This window comes from Pseudomonas oplopanacis (assembly GCF_057128725.1).
In genome coordinates this window covers 418,240-433,900 of the sequence record NZ_JBSKHV010000003.1, presented here as the reverse complement: position 1 = coordinate 433,900, position 15,661 = coordinate 418,240, and the positions used below count along the sequence as shown (strand labels likewise).

The window sequence follows — 15,661 nt, the reverse complement described above, 5'->3', positions numbered from 1 at the left end:
AGCGAGCCTGCTCGCGAATGGCCGCTACACCGACTTACGCTCGATCGAGAAACCAGCCCAGGTCTGGCTCACCGGCATCAGCTCAAGGCTATTGATGTTGATGTGCGCCGGCGCATTCATCACCCAGAAAATAGTCTCGGCAATATCCTGCGGCTGGATCGGCTCGGCACCCGCATATGTCGCGTTGTAGCGCTCCTGGTCGCCGGCAAAACGCACCAGCGAGAACTCGCTTTCACACAGACCCGGCTCGATGTTGCTAACCCGAACGCCAGTGCCCTGCAGGTCGCAACGCAGGTTCAGCGAGAACTGCTTAACGAACGCCTTGCTCGCGCCATACACGTGGCTGCCCGGATACGGATAGTTGCCGGCGATAGAGCCGAGGTTGACGATGCCGGCACCACGGCCATGGGCAATCAGGCGCGGCAGCAGCAGACGGGTGCTGTACATCAGGCCTTTGATGTTGGTGTCGACCATGGTGTCCCAATCGTCGAGATCGCACTTGGGTGCCGGGTCCACACCGAGCGCCAGGCCAGCGTTGTTGATCAGCCCGCGCAGTTTGGCGAAGGAAGGCGGCAGGTTGGCAATCGCTTCCTCCATGGCTTTGCGATCACGCACATCGAGCACCAGGCCATGCACCTCGGTCTGCTTCGACAAATCGGCGCACAGGGCATTCAGGCGCTCTTCACGACGGCCTGTCAGCACCAGTTTCCAGCCAGCCTCGGCAAAACGGCGGGCACAGGCTTCACCAAAACCGGAGGTCGCGCCGGTAATAAACAGGGTGTTGGACATCGTGTTCTCCTTGCTTCGGCTGACGGGCAGCCCTTGGAATAGAAAATCAGCTGGCAGCATGCCCGGCCTTGCTCACAGCGGCAACCACCGCAAAAGCTGAACAAAAAACAACCAACCCGATGAACGCCTTACGTACCGTGGCTTGCAGCCATGTACGCGCACGTTATCCACAGGCCGGTCCACAGTTTCCGGGGGCAAGTGGAAAAGCTGGAAGCCGCTGTGCACAAGGCTTTGCGGGGAGTTTGGAAAGTTTTTCGCTTGACCCTCGAATGCTCGCGGTGTAGCGCAGGGCATTTTGCACGATTGGTCCTACAGAGCAGCGATGGCGCCAAGCCAGTAACTACGGCCCTCAGCCGAGTCTTTCCAGAGTTTAATCACAGACTTATCCACAGGCTTGCCCTGCCCGTTTCACCTCGCTTTCGCCTCCAATAAAAAGGTTGACAACGACGGTTCCTCCCCTTGCAAAAACGCCTGGTCAAAAAACAACCACCTCGCTACAAGCCACGGATTTAAAGGCGCCCAGCCAGCTACTCCCACGTTATTCACAGCCAGTTCCACAGCAAACGGGGACAAGTCAAAACCGTGACAAAACAACTATTTGCAGCGGCTTTATGTCGCGCTTTCAGAGCTTGTGAATATTGTTTTCCACAATTTCAAAAAAGCACACGGCAACCACCTGTGAGAGCGAGCTTGCTGGCGGTGGCGAAGTGTCAGTCCGAACGATTTTCACTGACCCACCGTCATCGTCGGAACGCCGCCCGGAGCAAGCTCGCTCCCACAGGGAATGGTGGTGAATTTGAGTCTTCAACCAGGCAAACGGATTAACGGGTTATACAAAGCAGATTTGATCTCCGTTTGTCGCTCGCCGACATTACAAATGTCGACGAGCGTTTAAGCATGCAATTTACATTTTACTGAACAGGTTTTTAATTTCCTGTTTAAAACTGGATACTTTTTTCTCTGGGTTTTTCTTGCACAACTCTACAACTTGAGGAAGAACCGTTGCATCAACCGTTGTCTTTTTGAAAGAGCCACCGTTTGAATTTATTGTATCGTCGGTTGTAACCCAAAGCAGTACAGGGGACTGCGCACTCGGAGTCACATCGAGGAATTCCTGACACGTCATATTATCGGCGGTGGTGGATGCAGCATATACGACGCTGACGGAGGAAAGAATCAAGCTAGCCAGCGCCATTTTACAAAGGACTTTATGAGCCATTGTCGACATCTCCAGAGACTTGAGTAATACCTCTTAAACAAAGAAGTAAAACTGCTTGTTTATTCACGCCAAAAATAAATAAATTAGATTCAGCTTTATTACAAGCATATTCCGATTGAGTATAGACGGCCTGGCGCAGTATCAACTTCTATTTTTCTACACGTCTTTCTTAGTCAAACTCGACTATTAATAAATCAATTAGATCTGCGATATCTGTAGTTGCATTTGCTCTTTCCCCAATAAAAAAACCCCGGCGATTGCGCGCCGGGGCTTTTGTTTAACAACGCAGACTCAATGACCGCCGAGATATGCGTTACGCACTTCCTCGTTCACCAGCAGCTCCTTGCCGGTGCCCGTGAGGCGAATCTCGCCGTTGACCATCACGTATGCCCGGTCCGACAGCTTGAGCGCGTGGTTGGCGTTCTGCTCGACCAGGAAGATGGTCATGCCGGTTTTGGCCAGCTCGCGCAATGTCGAGAAGATCTGCTTCACCACAATCGGTGCCAACCCCAGGCTCGGCTCGTCGAGCAACAGCAGTTTCGGCCGGCTCATCAACGCACGGGCGATGGCGAGCATTTGCTGCTCACCGCCGGACATGGTCATCGCCCGCTGGTTGCGCCGCTCTTCAAGTCGCGGGAACAGCTCGAACATGCGTTGCATGTCTTCCTTGGCGAACTTGTCACCGATAGGGATGGTGCCCATCAGCAGGTTTTCCTCGACGGTCATGTCGGGGAACACCCGCCGGCCTTCCGGCGATTGTGCGATACCGTTGGACGCAATGTAGTGCGACGACTTGTGGGTGATGTCCACGCCCTGATAGATGATCTGCCCGTCCGCCGCACGCGGCTGACCGAAGATCGACATCAGCAGGGTCGACTTGCCGGCACCGTTGGAGCCGATCAGGCTGACGGTTTCACCTTCATTGATGTGCAGCGAGACTTTCTTCAGGGCCTGGATCGGCCCGTAAAACACGTCCAGTTCCTTGAGTTCGAGGATCGGTTGACTCATAACACCACTTCCTCTTCATCAGCGCCCAGGTAGGCCGCAATCACTTTCGGGTCGTTGCGGATCGCGTCGGGGCCGCCCTCGGCGATGACGATGCCGTGGTCCAGCACCACGATGTGGTCGGAAATACTCATCACCATGCCCATGTCGTGTTCGATCAGCACCACGGTCAGATCGTGCTCGTCACGCAGCAGCCGGATCATCGCGCTCAGTGCTTCGGTTTCCTGAGGGTTGAGGCCGGCGGCCGGTTCGTCGAGGCAGATGATCTGCGGACGGGTGCACATGGCCCGGGCGATTTCCAGACGGCGTTGTTGGCCGTAGGACAGTTCGCCGGCGAGGCGGTTGGCGCAATCCACCAGGTCCACCACTTCCAGCCAGTAGAAGGCATGGTCCAGCGCATCACTTTCAGCCTTGCGGTAGCCCTTGGTGTTGAGGATGCCGGCCAGCATGCTGCGGTTGACCCACATGTGTTGGGCTACCAGCAGGTTTTCCAGCACCGACATTTCCTTGAACAGGCGAATGTTCTGGAAGGTCCGCGCCAGGCCGGCCCGGTTCACCAGGTGAGTGCCGCCGAACATCTTGTAGTACATCCGGCTGGCGAAGGATGCCGGCGAGACGAAGTCGGTCGGTTTGAACGACTCGCCCAGCAGCTTGATGACGTTGGTTTTTTCCCCTCGCACGCTGAGTTCGATCTTGCCGCCGGACGCTTTATAGAATCCGGTCAGGCAGTTGAACACCGTGGTTTTGCCGGCGCCGTTAGGACCGATCAGGGCGAAGATCGAGTTGCGCTTGACCTGCAGGCTGACATCATTCAACGCCTTGATGCCGCCAAAGTGCATCATCAGCTTCTCGACCGAGAGTACGACTTCGCTCATGGCGCTACTCCTTTACGCGGGGTCACACCGGTACGGCTGATCCGAATCAGGCCGCGCGGTCGCCAGATCATCATCAACACCATCAGGATGCCGAACAGCAGCACGCGGTATTCCGCGAAGCCACGCAGCAGTTCCGGGGCGACGGTCAGCACGAAGGCTGCAATCACCACGCCGATGGTCGAGCCCATGCCGCCGAGTACCACGATGGCGAGGATCAGGGCCGATTCAAAGAAGGTAAACGAGGTCGGGTTGACGAAGCCTTGATAGGTGGCGAAGAACACGCCAGCCAGACCGGCCGTCGATGCGCCGATGGTGAAGGCCGAGAGTTTCACCAGCACGTGGTTCAGGCCCATGGAGCGGCAGGCGATTTCGTCTTCACGCAAGGCTTCCCAGGCGCGGCCGACCGGCATACGGGTCAAGCGATGCTTGATGTACAACACCGCCAGCACAACCATGAACAACACCGCGTATATGAAGTAGTACTTCACGTCGGGGTTGTAAGCAATGCCGAAGAACTCGTGGAACGGTATGCCACCGTCTTTCGCCCGTTTGCCGAACTCCAGACCGAAGAACGTTGGCAGCGGTGCCGGCATGCCGTTCGGGCCACCGGTCAGCGACAGCCAGTTGTTGAGGATCAAGCGGATGATTTCACCGAACCCCAGGGTCACGATCGCCAGGTAGTCACCGTGCAGACGCAACACCGGGAAGCCGAGGATGCAACCGGCAAGCCCGGCAGTGATTGCCGCCAGCGGCAGCACCGTCCAGAAGCCCAGGCCGAGATACTGGTAACCGAGCGCCAGGCCATAGGCGCCGATGGCGTAGAACGCCACGTAACCCAGGTCGAGCAAGCCGGCCAGGCCGACCACGATGTTCAGTCCCAGACCGAGCAGCACGTAGATCAACCCGAGGATGACCACGCCCAGCAGGTAGGAGTTGGAGAAAAACGGAAACACCACGGCAATGACGATCATCAGCGGGATGATCCAGCGCAACCGGGATTTGTAATCGGGCGGCAGTACATGAACCCCGGAGCCGGTGGTTTCAAACCCTTCGAGAATTTTCAGACCCTTGGGTGTTTGCAGGAACAGGCTCAGGGCAAAACGGCCCGCCATGACGATGGCGACAATCCACGCCACCCGTGTTGGTTGCAGGTTGAAGCCATAGCCGTCGAGGACAATGCCGACAATCGGACCAAACACGATGAGCGCTACAAGGCCGGCAAGAATCGCGTCAACCAGGCTTCTTTTGATATCAATGGTTTTTTTAGTGGTTGAAGACATCGCTTACACCTTCGACACAAGAGGACGGCCGAGCAGGCCTTGAGGCCGAAAGACCAGAACGAGAACGAGCAGCGAGAAGCTGAAAACGTCTTTGTAGTCCGAGTTGACCAGACCAGAGAACAGCGACTCGGAAATCCCGAGAATGATCCCGCCGAGCATCGCACCCGGCAACGAGCCGATCCCGCCGAGTACCGCTGCGGTGAACGCTTTGATGCCGATGACGAAACCTGCGTAGAAGTCGAACGTGCCGTAGTTCATGGTGATCAGTACGCCGGCCAGGGCCGCCATCGCTGCACCGATGATGAACACGTAGGAAATCACGCGGTCGGTGTTGATCCCCAGGATCGAGGCCATCTTGCGGTCTTGCTGGGTCGCACGGCACATGCGGCCGAGCTTGGTGTACTTGATGACGTAGGTCAGCAGGCCCATCCCGACAAACGCGGCGACCAGAATGAAGATCTTGGTGTAGGTCAGCTGGACGAAGCCAGTGCCGACTTCAACGCGCCATGCACCGGTCAGTAGCGTCGGAACACCTTGCTGGCGAGCGCCCTGGGCGATCTGTGCATAGTTTTGCAGGATCAGGGAAATACCGATGGCGCTGATCAGTGGTGCCAGTCGGGTGGAGTTGCGCAGCGGTTTATAGGCGACGCGCTCGATGACCCAGCCATACACCGCCGTGACAACGATGGTGAAGACCAGAGTGCCGAGCATCAGCAGAGGGAAGGATTCAATACCGAAGTACGCCAGCAGAGCCAGACTGATTGCCGCCAGGTAAGCAGAAATCATGTAAACCTCGCCATGGGCGAAGTTGATCATGCCAATGATGCCATAGACCATTGTGTAGCCGATGGCGATCAGGCCATAGACCGACCCGAGGGTCAGACCGTTGACCAGTTGCTGCAGGAAAATACCATCCATAACGCAATCTCACGCATTTGAGAGACTGCACAGAAGCCGGGTGCGACGGACCGGGGTTCAGCCGCCGACGCAAACCGGTTGTGTGCAGCTCTACGAGAAAAGACAGGTACTGCACGGACATGTTCTTTGATTGCCCGGCGCACAAGGCGCCGGGCAATCAGCAAGTCATATCACTTCTGTTTTTCCAGCTGGTGGTATTTGCCGTCCTTGTCCCACTGGTAAACCACGTAGTCGGAGATTTTCAGGTCGCCCTTGGCGTCCCAGGTCTTCTCGCCCATCACGGTTTTGACCGGGTGCGATTTCAGCCATTTGGCAGCGTCTTCGCCCTTGTTGGACTTGGCGCCATTGAAGGCAGCGGCCAGGGTCTGGACCGAAGCGTAGGCGTAGAGGGTGTAGCCTTCAGGCTCGGTACCGGCCTTGCGGAAAGCGTCTACCACGGTCTTGCTGTCTGGCAGCAGGCGTGGGTCGGCGCCGAAGGTCATCAGCACGCCGTCGACGTATTGTGGACCGCCAGCGGTGGTCACCAGTTCGTCGGTCACGATGCCGTCATCGGACATGAATTTCACGTCTTTCAGGCCTTCGGTACGCAGCTGTTTAACCAGTGGACCAGCCTCTGGGTGCAGGCCGCCGAAGTAGACCACGTCGGCACCGGCCGCACGGATCTTGGTGACCACGGCGCTGAAGTCTTTCTCGCCACGGGTCAGGCCTTCATACAGCACAGGTGTTACGCCGCGCTTGACCAGTTGAGCCTTGGTGGCATCAGCCAGGCCTTGGCCGTAGGTGTCCTTGTCGTGCAGCACGGCAACTTTTTTGCCCTTGAGCACGTCGACGATGTAGTCGCCGGCCACGATGCCTTGCTGGTCGTCACGCCCACACATACGGAACATGGCGCTCAGGCCGCGCTCGGTAACAGCCGGGTTGGTGGAACCTGGGGTGATTGCAATGATGCCCGCTTCGTCATAGATCTCGGAGGCCGGGATGGTCGACGAGGAGCAGAAGTGACCGACCACGCCAGCCACTTTCTGGTTGGTCAGGTCCTTGGCGACCGTCACAGCCTGTTTCGGTTCGCAGGCGTCATCGCCCTTCACCAGTACGATTTTTTCCCCGTTAACGCCGCCCGCCGCGTTCACCGCGTCGGCTGCAGCCTGTGCACCCTTCATGTATTGCTCGCCAAATGCCGCGTTGGCGCCTGTCATCGGGCCCGCCACACCGATTTTCACATCAGCCTGTGCAAACGCAGAAACACCCAACGCAGCTGCCACTGCGAGGGCCAGAAAGCCTTTCTTGTAAAACGTCTGGGACATGAGGTGGTGCTCCAAGGTTTTTTTTTAGTTGGCACTGCGATTTCACTGATTGCTCAGAGCAAGGGCCGTGCCATCGGTTTTTTATTCTGAAAAAAGTCGCTGCTTTATTGTTTTTACGACTGTTTTGTTCCCATTTTCATTGGGCGTGCAACCGTCTAAACCGCGGAAGGTGAAACCATTTATTTTTAAAGGCGCAACCCGCATGCGCCATCATTGCAACCGCGGCGTTAAACGACGTGCAACCAGCCTGTAACAACGTGCGTCACCGAAGTGCACACTGCTGGTGCGGGACTGCTACAACCCGCACCATTACAGGCTAGTCGCTGCGCCGAAAAGCGCCGCTTCCAGCAACAAATTTCAACAATCAGATGACGATCCGCAAGCACTGGCCTGCGTGATACAGCGAGAATCCAGCTTCATACAGACAACTGCGCAACCCTACTCCCGCCAGGGGCTGCATCGGCGCGAACGGAATCGGTAGCGCTTGAGGATTTCCGTTACACAAATAATCGGCAAAAGCTTTGCCGACGACTGTCCCCGTGGTCACGCCCCGGCCGTTGTAACCGGTGACTGCCACCAAACCGGGCGCCGGCTCGAACAGACGCATCAAATGATCGGGGGTGAACGCGATGCAGCCGGTCCACGTGCACTCCCACTCCACCGGTTTGAGGTAGGGGAAATAGTGCTGCTGAACACGGTCCGCCCAGGCTTTCAGGAACCAGGCCGGTTTCTGATTGCCATTACCAAGACTGCCGAGCAACAGACGCCCGTCCTTGTCGCGACGAATGCTGCTGAGCACCTGACGGGTGTCCCAGGAGCCCTGGCCACCGGGCAGAATCTGTTGCGCGGCGTCTTCGGTCAGCGGGACCGAGGCCACCTGGTAGTAGTAACCGGGGAAGAAATTGCGCCGCAGCTCTGTCCAGTCGCCTTCGGTGTAAGCGTTGGAGGCGATGACGACTTTCTCGGCCATGACCGAACCCTGTGCGGTTTGCACCGACCAGCGCTGGCCCTGGCGTTCGAGACGAGTCACCGGGGAATGATCGAACAACTGACCGCCCAGACTGATGGCCGCTTTGGCCAGCCCGGTGGTATAGGCCATCGGATTGAGGGTGCCGGCACGTCGATCGAGCAAGGCGGCGGCGATTTTCTTGGTCCCCGTCGCCTGCTCGCAGGCCTGGCCGGTCAACAGTTCGACCGGCGCCCCGCGACGTTTCCACTGTTCTTCACGACTGCGCAAATCCGCTTCGCCACGGGCGTTGTGTGCCATGTGCAGCGTGCCTTCACGGCGCAACTGGCAATCGATGTTGTATTTGTCCACAAGGCTGAACACCAGGGACGGTGCCGCGCCGAGCATGCGATTGAGCTGGCTGCCCACCGCTTCGCCGAACCCGGCTTCGATGTCGTCCGGTGGAATCCACATGCCGGCATTGACCAGGCCGACATTGCGCCCGGAGCCACCATGGCCGGCGCGATGAGCTTCCAGCACACACACCGATTTACCTTGTTCCAGCAGATGCACTGCCGCCGACAAACCGGTGAACCCGGCGCCGATGACGCAGACATCGACTGTCACTTCACCCTTGAGCGCCGCGTTGTCGGGCCTTTGCGGCGTCAGTTTTTCCCACAGACACTCTTCGCGTAACGGCATTGCCAGACTCCAACAGAAACCTAACCAACACACACTTTTAACTGTGGGGAGAATTATGTGGTGAGGGGGCTTGCCCCCGTTCGGCTGCGAAGCAGTCGTAAAACCATTGCATTCGGTGTACTTGATACACCGGGATCGCAGGTTTTAGGGCCGCTTCGCGACCCAACGGGGGCAAGCCCCCTCGCCACAAGGGCTCACTCCCACAGGGGGTTATCACCGACTTGAGAGTTAGTCGAAGGTGATGCCCTGAGCCAATGGCAATTCCAGCGAGTAGTTCACGGTGTTGGTCTGGCGACGCATGTAGCCGCGCCATGCATCGGAGCCCGATTCACGACCACCGCCGGTTTCTTTCTCGCCACCAAACGCGCCGCCGATTTCGGCACCGCTCGGGCCGATGTTGACGTTGGCAATGCCGCAGTCGCTGCCGACCGCCGACATGAATTGTTCGGCTTCACGCACGTCGGTGGTGAAGATGCACGAGGACAGGCCTTGTGGCACGGCGTTGTTCAGGCGCAGGGCCTCGTCGAAATCCTTGTAACCGATCACGTACAGGATCGGTGCGAAAGTTTCGTGGCACACCACGTCACTTTGCTCCGGCATTTCAACAATGGCCGGTGCGACGTAGTAAGCGTTAGGGAATTTGTCTTCCAGTTGGCGCTTGCCGCCGAATACACGACCGCCTTCGCTCAAGGCCTGCTCAAGCGCGTCCTGCATGTTCTCGAAACTTTGTTTGTCGATCAGCGGGCCGATCAGGTTGCCTTCCAGCGGATGGCCGATGCGCACTTTGGAATACGCGGCTTTCAGGCGGGTGACGATTTCTTCCTTCACCGATTCGTGCGCAATCAGACGACGCAAGGTGGTGCAGCGTTGACCGGCAGTGCCGACGGCGCTGAACAGGATGGCGCGAACGGCCATGTCCAGGTCGGCGCTTGGGCCGAGGATCATCGCGTTGTTGCCGCCCAGTTCCAGAATGCTGCGAGCGAAACGCGCGGCGATTTTCGGTGCCACTTCGCGGCCCATGCGGGTGCTGCCGGTGGCGCTGATCAGCGCGACACGCGGGTCATCGACCAGCGCTTCGCCAGCGTCGCGGCCGCCGATGATCACTTGGCTCAGGTGCGGTGGTGCATCGCTGAAGTTTTTCAGGACGCGGTCGAACAGCGCTTGGCAGGCCAGCGCGGTCAGTGGGGTTTTTTCGGACGGTTTCCAGATCACCGGGTTGCCGCAGACCAGCGCCAGCGTGGTGTTCCAGGCCCACACCGCGACCGGGAAGTTGAACGCACTGATCACGCCGACAACGCCCAGCGGGTGCCAGGTTTCGCGCATGTGGTGGCCAGGACGCTCGGAAGCGATGGTCAAACCGTACAGCTGACGGGACAGACCGACGGCGAAATCGCAGATGTCGATCATTTCCTGAACTTCACCCAGGCCTTCCTGAGTAATTTTGCCGGCTTCCCAGGAGACCAGCTCGCCAAGATCAGTCTTGTATTCGCGCAGGATGTCGCCCAGTTGGCGTACCAGTTCACCACGGCGAGGCGCCGGGACCTTGCGCCACAATTCGAACGCATGATCGGCACGACTGATGTGCTGCTCGACTTCAGCAGCGCCTTCCCAGTTCACGGCAGCGATCTGGCTGCCATCGATCGGCGAATGCACCGGCACTTTGCCGTTCTGGTACAGGGCCGGGTTTACACCAAGACGATCAAGCAATGCGGCAACCATGGGTCACTCCTCAAGCGAAAAACACAAAGGGTGCAGCCGGAAAAATCACGGCTGATCAGACCTGTAGTTTTAGCTCCCCGGAGGTTACCCAACAAACGACCTTTAAGAGAGATATCATTCCGTTTATTCATGCTGCGAATTGCTGGTAAGAAAGAAACAAGAAAAAGGACTACCCATGCTGAATAAACGTTACCTGCCGTCGATCACAGCACTGCAGTGTTTCGAGGCCGTGACCCGGCATTTGAGCTTCACCCGGGCCGCCGAAGAGCTGAACCTGACCCAGAGCGCGGTCAGTAAACAGGTCGCGCAACTTGAAGAATTGTTGCAGCACTTGTTGTTCCGCCGTGTGCGCCGACGCCTGCAAATGACTCCGGCCGGTGATTTGTACTTGGTGGAAGTACGAAAAATCCTCACTCAGGTCGAGATGTCGACCCATTACCTGCGTTCCTACGGCGGTGAAACTGAAGTCTTGCGCGTCTCTACCCCATCGACCTTCGGTGCACGCTGGCTGGTGCCCCGCCTGAAAGGCTGGCGCCTGCGCCATCCGTCGATCCATCTGGACCTGTGCAGCGAACAGGAAGCCGACGATTTGTTGCAAGGTCGCAGCGATCTGGCGTTCTACTTCGGCCAAGGCTCACGGCCCGGCACCGAATGCCTGAAGCTGTTCGGCGAGGAACTGGTGCCGGTTTGCGCACCGGGCAGCCTCCCCGACAAGCCGTTCACTGACCCGACGCAACTCACCGACCTGGTCCTGCTGCAAAACGCTTCCCGCCCGCAGGCCTGGCACGACTGGTTCGACAGTCAGGGCTACCACACCGAGCACAGCTACCACGGCCCGCGCTTTGAAACCTTTTACATGTGCATCCGCGCCGCCCAGGTCGGCTGCGGTGTAGCGCTGCTGCCAAGGTTTCTGGTGGAAGAGGAATTGGCCGACGGCAAATTGGTCATCCCCTGGAAACACGCGATGCCGAGCACGGATGCCTATTACCTGGCGTATCCCGAGCATTCGGCGGAAGTGCCCAAGGTGCGCGATTTTGTGAAATGGATGCTGGAGCAGATTGATAGCCCGGACGGGGCACAAATCTAAAGTTCTACCCAACCCCTGTGGGAGCGAGCCTGCTCGCGAAAGCGGTCTGTCAGTCATGCAGATGTTGAATGTGCCGACGCTTTCGCGAGCAGGCTCGCTCCCACAGGGATCTGCGTTGTCCAAAAAATCGCTGGCAATCCCTGCCACTGATATGCGCCACTACCCCCATTCAATGCGGAGATCCCCGTTATGAGCGAGAGCGTGTTTGGCGATCGCATCGTGCAGAACCTGCTCGACACCGACTTCTACAAACTGACGATGATGCAGGCGGTGCTGCACAACTACCCGAACGTCGAAGTCGAATGGGAGTTTCGTTGCCGCAACAGTGAAGATTTGCGCCCCTACCTGGCCGAGATCCGTTTCCAGATCGAGCGTCTGGCAGAGTTGAGCCTGAGCCCTGATCAATTGGGTTTTCTGGAGCGCATCAGTTTTCTGAAGCCGGATTTCCTGCGGTTTCTCGGGTTGTTCCGCTTCAACCTGCGCTACATCCACACCGGCATCGAAAACGGCGAGTTGTTCATCCGCCTGCGCGGGCCGTGGCTGCATGTGATTCTGTTCGAAGTGCCGCTGCTGGCGATTGTCAGTGAAGTGCGCAACCGCTATCGCTACCGGGAAATCGTCCTGGAACAGGCGCGCGAACAGTTGTACCGCAAATTCGACTGGCTGGCCGCCAACGCCAGCAGCGACGAATTGTCCGAGTTGCAGGTCGCCGATTTCGGCACACGTCGTCGCTTTTCGTACCGCGTACAGGAAGAAGTGGTGAACGTGCTCAAGCACGACTTCCCCGGGCGCTTCGTCGGCACCAGCAACGTCCACCTGTCCCGGGAACTGGACATGAAACCGCTGGGCACCATGGCCCACGAATGGATCATGGCCCACCAGCAACTGGGGCCGCGGCTGATCGACAGTCAAATTGCCGCGCTCGACTGCTGGGTGCGCGAGTACCGTGGCCTGCTGGGGATTGCCCTGACTGACTGCATCACCATGGATGCGTTCCTCGGTGATTTCGATCTGTTTTTCGCCAAGCTTTTCGACGGCCTGCGCCACGATTCGGGTGATCCGGTGGTATGGGCGGAAAAGGCCATCGCCCACTATCACAAACTCGGCATCGACCCGATGAGCAAGACGCTGACATTCTCCGACAGCCTGACGCTGCCCAAGGCGCTGGAGATATTCCGCGCGCTGCGGGGCCGGATCAATGTCAGCTTTGGCATCGGCACTCACCTGACCTGTGATATTCCGGGTGTCGAACCGATGAGCATCGTGCTTAAAATGACGGCCTGCAACGGCCAGCCCGTGGCAAAGATTTCTGATGAGCCTGGCAAGACTCACTGCAAAGACCCGAATTTCGTCGCCTATTTGCGACACGTGTTCAAAGTACCTGCCGCCCTTTCAAGCACATCTAGCAAGGAGTGAATTCATGCAAGCCGTACAGCGTGAGATTGCTGAGCAGCTCAATGTTCAACCACCGTTTGCCGACGAAGCCGCCCTTGAGGCAGAAGTCGCCCGGCGGGTGAGTTTCATTCAGGATTGCCTGGTCAATTCCGGGCTCAAGACCCTGGTGCTGGGCATCAGCGGTGGCGTCGACTCCCTGACCGCCGGCCTGCTGGCCCAACGCGCGATGCGCGAACTGCGTCAGCGCACCGGCGACAAGAGTTACAAATTCATCGCCGTGCGTTTGCCATATGAGACTCAGTTCGATGAACACGACGCTCAGGCCTCGGTGGATTTCATCGCCCCGGACGAACGCCACACCGTGAACATCGGCCCGGCGGTCAAATCCCTGGCCAGTGAAGTCGCGGCCTTCGAAGGCAAGCACGCGGTCTCGGTGGATTTCGTGCTTGGCAACACCAAGGCGCGCATGCGCATGGTCGCTCAGTACACCATCGCCGGCGCGGCCCATGGCCTGGTGATCGGCACCGACCATGCGGCGGAAGCGGTGATGGGTTTCTTCACCAAGTTCGGTGATGGCGCCTGCGACCTGGCACCGTTGAGTGGGCTGGTGAAGAATCAGGTTCGCAATATTGCTCGCAGCTTTGGTGCGCCGGAATCGCTGGTGGAGAAAATCCCTACAGCTGATCTGGAAGACCTGTCGCCGGGCAAGCCGGACGAAGCGTCCCACGGCGTGACCTATGCCGAGATTGATGCGTTCCTGCACGGTAAGCCGGTGCGTGAGGAAGCGTTCAAGATCATTTGCGAGACTTACAAGAAGACGCATCACAAGCGGGTGATGCCGTTTGCGCCTTGAGTCTGTGGCGCCAGTGATGACGCCTTCGCGAGCAAGCTCGCTCCCACAGGTATTGCGCTGCCCTTGTGGGAGCGAGCCTGCTCGCGAAGAACGATGACCCGGTCAAATGCCGGGCACAAAAAAAGCGTCCCACGGGGACGCTTTTTTTATGAGCTCGATTTACTTCAGCGTTACGGTGCCTTTCATCATCGAGATGTGGCCTGGGAACGAGCAGAAGAAGCCGTAGCTTTCGCCCGCCGCCAGCTTCGACACGTCGAAGGTCACCGAATCCGTTTCGCCAGCACCAATGATTTTGGTGTGGGCGATGATGCGCTCGTCACCTTCTTTCAGGTAGTTCTTGTCGATACCGGCAGCCAGGCCGTCGGTGGCGATCGGCTGCATGTCAGCTGTTTTACTCAGCACCCAGTTATGGCCCATGACGTTCTTCGGCAGGCTGCCGGAGTGTTTCAGCTCCACGGTGAACGTCTTGCAGCTCTTGTCGATGCTGATGTCCTTGGTATCAAACGACATCTGGTCAGTGGAGTCGACGGTGACCTTGCATTCAGCAGCCATCAATTGACTGCTGGCCAGTGTCAGCAGGGATACCGCAACAAGTTTGGCAAACATGGTGAATCTCCAAGGCAGGGTTAACGAAAAGTGCGAATGGACAGAAGACTGCCTGAAAACTTCGCAAGTTCCTATGACTTGAATCAAAAATTGTATACAACTTTAGCGCTATGACACCTATCGAAACAATCTACCAGCCAGGCGTCTGGCCCGGCCCTATGATCAGGCCATCATCCTCTACCCGGAGCGCCGGTCATGTCCTTGAATAGCCTGTTGTGCAGTTTGCTCGCCGCCTACGCCTGTGGTGCCAGCGGCACCTATGAAACACCTCGGCGCGAGGTTTAACCCTTGGAGCGTAGCTGAGCTGCCTTTACTCTGTGGTCATCCTGACCCTGGAGAAACGCATGTCTTTGAAGTCTGTTTGTGTATTTTGCGGCGCCAGCACCGGCACCCACCCCGCCTATCGTGAAGCGGCGGTTGCCTTGGGACGCGCCTTGGCCAAACGCAATCTGACCCTGGTCTATGGCGGCGGCGCCGTCGGCCTGATGGGGATTGTGGCCGATGCGGCACTGGCGGCCGGCGGTGAAGTGATCGGGATCATCCCGCAAAGCCTCAAGGACAAGGAAATCGGCCACAGCGGCCTGACGCGCCTGGAAGTGGTCGACGGCATGCATGCGCGCAAGGCGCGGATGGCTGAACTCAGCGACGCGTTTATCGCGCTGCCCGGTGGCCTCGGCACGCTGGAAGAACTGTTCGAAGTCTGGACCTGGGGTCAGCTCGGCTATCACGGCAAGCCGCTCGGTCTGCTGGAAGTGAACGGTTTCTACAGCAAATTGACCGGTTTTCTTGATCATATCGTCGGCGAAGGCTTCGTTCGCGCACCGCACCGTGACATGCTGCAAGTGAGCGAATCACCGCAAACCCTGCTCGATGCCCTGGACGCCTGGCAACCGTCGGTCCTGCCAAAATGGACCGATCAAAAACCCAGCTAACGGCTCGGCACCGATACAGGGCAGAATATGC

Annotated in this window: 14 protein-coding genes; 4 read left to right on the top strand and 10 right to left on the bottom strand. The window is 58.0% G+C overall.

The genetic code is table 11. The features are described 5' to 3' along the window. Window positions 1-24 precede the first annotated feature (24 nt). The 9 genes from ACWKV5_RS09870 to amaB all read right to left on the bottom strand — a co-directional run bounded on the left by ACWKV5_RS09870 (window position 25) and on the right by amaB (window position 10,757). Window positions 25-789: an SDR family oxidoreductase gene (locus ACWKV5_RS09870; RefSeq protein WP_483841114.1), complete on the bottom strand. Its 765-nt coding sequence runs from the start codon at window positions 787-789 to the stop codon at window positions 25-27. 904 nt (window positions 790-1,693) lie between these two features. After that, window positions 1,694-2,008 carry an HdeA/HdeB family chaperone gene (locus tag ACWKV5_RS09865; protein ID WP_483841113.1) on the bottom strand — a complete coding sequence of 105 codons (315 nt, stop codon included), beginning with the start codon at window positions 2,006-2,008 and terminating at the stop codon, window positions 1,694-1,696. A 291-nt stretch (window positions 2,009-2,299) separates the two neighbouring features. Beyond that, window positions 2,300-3,016, bottom strand: coding sequence for an ABC transporter ATP-binding protein (locus tag ACWKV5_RS09860; protein ID WP_483841112.1), 717 nt, complete (start codon window positions 3,014-3,016; stop codon window positions 2,300-2,302). Continuing rightward, complete coding sequence (locus ACWKV5_RS09855) at window positions 3,013-3,888, bottom strand: ABC transporter ATP-binding protein (RefSeq protein WP_483841111.1); 876 nt, start codon at window positions 3,886-3,888, stop codon at window positions 3,013-3,015. The genes ACWKV5_RS09860 and ACWKV5_RS09855 overlap by 4 nt, the downstream gene beginning before the upstream one ends. Continuing rightward, a complete protein-coding gene (livM, locus tag ACWKV5_RS09850; protein WP_483841110.1) occupies window positions 3,885-5,168 on the bottom strand; it encodes a high-affinity branched-chain amino acid ABC transporter permease LivM in 1,284 nt (427 codons plus the stop codon). Before livM ends, ACWKV5_RS09855 begins: the two co-directional genes overlap by 4 nt. Window positions 5,169-5,171: 3 nt before the next feature. Beyond that, window positions 5,172-6,086 (bottom strand): ABC transporter permease subunit, encoded by a 915-nt coding sequence (locus tag ACWKV5_RS09845; RefSeq protein WP_027921961.1) that lies wholly within the window; start codon window positions 6,084-6,086, stop codon window positions 5,172-5,174. A 170-nt stretch (window positions 6,087-6,256) separates the two neighbouring features. Further along, window positions 6,257-7,390: a branched-chain amino acid ABC transporter substrate-binding protein gene (locus tag ACWKV5_RS09840; RefSeq protein ID WP_483841109.1), complete on the bottom strand. Its 1,134-nt coding sequence runs from the start codon at window positions 7,388-7,390 to the stop codon at window positions 6,257-6,259. Between the two features lie 364 nt (window positions 7,391-7,754). Continuing rightward, the gene (gene amaA / locus ACWKV5_RS09835) at window positions 7,755-9,038 is read right to left on the bottom strand and encodes an L-pipecolate oxidase (RefSeq protein WP_123435907.1); all 1,284 of its coding nucleotides are present in this window, start codon (window positions 9,036-9,038) and stop codon (window positions 7,755-7,757) included. A gap of 228 nt (window positions 9,039-9,266) precedes the next feature. Beyond that, window positions 9,267-10,757: an L-piperidine-6-carboxylate dehydrogenase gene (gene amaB, locus ACWKV5_RS09830; RefSeq protein ID WP_483841108.1), complete on the bottom strand. Its 1,491-nt coding sequence runs from the start codon at window positions 10,755-10,757 to the stop codon at window positions 9,267-9,269. Window positions 10,758-10,932: 175 nt separating this feature from the next. Here amaB and ACWKV5_RS09825 point away from each other — a divergent pair, with 175 nt between their 5' ends. From ACWKV5_RS09825 to nadE, 3 genes are all read left to right on the top strand, one after another. Further along, complete coding sequence (locus ACWKV5_RS09825; protein ID WP_483841107.1) at window positions 10,933-11,844, top strand: LysR family transcriptional regulator; 912 nt, start codon at window positions 10,933-10,935, stop codon at window positions 11,842-11,844. A gap of 189 nt (window positions 11,845-12,033) precedes the next feature. Then, on the top strand, window positions 12,034-13,260 hold the full coding sequence (gene pncB, locus ACWKV5_RS09820; RefSeq protein ID WP_483841106.1) for a nicotinate phosphoribosyltransferase: 1,227 nt from the start codon (window positions 12,034-12,036) through the stop codon (window positions 13,258-13,260). Between the two features lie 4 nt (window positions 13,261-13,264). Next, the gene (gene nadE / locus ACWKV5_RS09815; RefSeq protein WP_483841105.1) at window positions 13,265-14,092 is read left to right on the top strand and encodes an NAD(+) synthase; all 828 of its coding nucleotides are present in this window, start codon (window positions 13,265-13,267) and stop codon (window positions 14,090-14,092) included. Window positions 14,093-14,251: 159 nt separating this feature from the next. Here the strand turns inward: nadE and azu are convergent, their stop codons facing one another. Continuing rightward, entirely contained in the window at window positions 14,252-14,698 is a 447-nt protein-coding gene (azu, locus tag ACWKV5_RS09810) for an azurin (RefSeq protein ID WP_483841104.1), read from the bottom strand. 344 nt (window positions 14,699-15,042) lie between these two features. On the opposite strand from azu, the gene ACWKV5_RS09805 reads away from it, so the two are divergent. After that, the gene (locus tag ACWKV5_RS09805) at window positions 15,043-15,630 is read left to right on the top strand and encodes a cytokinin riboside 5'-monophosphate phosphoribohydrolase (RefSeq protein WP_123435902.1); all 588 of its coding nucleotides are present in this window, start codon (window positions 15,043-15,045) and stop codon (window positions 15,628-15,630) included. Window positions 15,631-15,661 lie beyond the last annotated feature (31 nt).

Excerpts from the sequence above, each read along its gene's own strand:
- ACWKV5_RS09870 (WP_483841114.1), bottom strand. The coding sequence starts at position 789 with ATGTCCAACACCCTGTTTATTACCGGCGCGACCTCCGGTTTTGGTGAA.
- ACWKV5_RS09865 (WP_483841113.1), bottom strand. The coding sequence starts at position 2,008 with ATGGCTCATAAAGTCCTTTGTAAAATGGCGCTGGCTAGCTTGATTCTT.
- ACWKV5_RS09860 (WP_483841112.1), bottom strand. The coding sequence starts at position 3,016 with ATGAGTCAACCGATCCTCGAACTCAAGGAACTGGACGTGTTTTACGGG.
- ACWKV5_RS09855 (WP_483841111.1), bottom strand. The coding sequence starts at position 3,888 with ATGAGCGAAGTCGTACTCTCGGTCGAGAAGCTGATGATGCACTTTGGC.
- livM (WP_483841110.1), bottom strand. The coding sequence starts at position 5,168 with ATGTCTTCAACCACTAAAAAAACCATTGATATCAAAAGAAGCCTGGTT.
- ACWKV5_RS09845 (WP_027921961.1), bottom strand. The coding sequence starts at position 6,086 with ATGGATGGTATTTTCCTGCAGCAACTGGTCAACGGTCTGACCCTCGGG.
- ACWKV5_RS09840 (WP_483841109.1), bottom strand. The coding sequence starts at position 7,390 with ATGTCCCAGACGTTTTACAAGAAAGGCTTTCTGGCCCTCGCAGTGGCA.
- amaA (WP_123435907.1), bottom strand. The coding sequence starts at position 9,038 with ATGCCGTTACGCGAAGAGTGTCTGTGGGAAAAACTGACGCCGCAAAGG.
- amaB (WP_483841108.1), bottom strand. The coding sequence starts at position 10,757 with ATGGTTGCCGCATTGCTTGATCGTCTTGGTGTAAACCCGGCCCTGTAC.
- ACWKV5_RS09825 (WP_483841107.1), top strand. The coding sequence starts at position 10,933 with ATGCTGAATAAACGTTACCTGCCGTCGATCACAGCACTGCAGTGTTTC.
- pncB (WP_483841106.1), top strand. The coding sequence starts at position 12,034 with ATGAGCGAGAGCGTGTTTGGCGATCGCATCGTGCAGAACCTGCTCGAC.
- nadE (WP_483841105.1), top strand. The coding sequence starts at position 13,265 with ATGCAAGCCGTACAGCGTGAGATTGCTGAGCAGCTCAATGTTCAACCA.
- azu (WP_483841104.1), bottom strand. The coding sequence starts at position 14,698 with ATGTTTGCCAAACTTGTTGCGGTATCCCTGCTGACACTGGCCAGCAGT.
- ACWKV5_RS09805 (WP_123435902.1), top strand. The coding sequence starts at position 15,043 with ATGTCTTTGAAGTCTGTTTGTGTATTTTGCGGCGCCAGCACCGGCACC.